Below are 564 nucleotides of genomic sequence, written 5' to 3' on the forward strand. Positions count from 1 at the left end.
CCCCTACCACGGACACATTTGACTGTGCCCATCCGCAGCTTCGGTTATCAGTTTGAGCCCCGTTACATCTTCCGCGCAGGACGACTCGATCAGTGAGCTATTACGCTTTCTTTAAATGATGGCTGCTTCTAAGCCAACATCCTGACTGTTTTAGCCTTCCCACTTCGTTTCCCACTTAGCCAATTTTAGGGACCTTAGCTGGCGGTCTGGGTTGTTTCCCTCTTGAGTCCGGACGTTAGCACCCGGTGCTCTGTCTCCCAAGCTGTACTCATCGGTATTCGGAGTTTGCCTTGGCCAACTGGGTGACTGGCAATCACGACAAGAGCAGAGTAGCATCAAGATTCAGGCCTGAACTAGTGGATGCCTTCAACATGCTCGTTCTTTTACTACCTGGGATCGCTATCACTTATATGGGCGAAGAAATAGGAATGGTAAATGGATTCGTGCCGTGGAGCGAAACGAAGGATCCTCAAGCCTGCAATACGGACGACCCCGTTAATTTCATCGAAGTGTCCCGCGACCCCGTCAGGACCCCATTCCAGTGGAGCAACGGAAAAAACGCAG

Annotated in this window: 1 protein-coding gene and 1 rRNA gene; one reads left to right on the plus strand and one right to left on the minus strand. The window is 51.4% G+C overall.

The window, feature by feature from the left end:
- A 23S ribosomal RNA gene (locus OKJ99_RS18515) occupies positions 1 to 363 on the minus strand; the annotation flags it as partial.
- On the opposite strand from OKJ99_RS18515, the gene OKJ99_RS18520 reads away from it, so the two are divergent.
- Positions 357 to 564: alpha-amylase family glycosyl hydrolase (locus OKJ99_RS18520; RefSeq protein WP_456115189.1), on the plus strand; the 208-nt coding region annotated here is incomplete at its 3' end. The two genes, OKJ99_RS18515 and OKJ99_RS18520, sit on opposite strands and share 7 nt — an antisense overlap.

This window comes from Streptomyces endophyticus, from assembly GCF_035798155.1.
In the GTDB taxonomy this organism is placed as follows: Bacteria; Actinomycetota; Actinomycetes; order Streptomycetales; family Streptomycetaceae; genus Streptomyces; species Streptomyces endophyticus.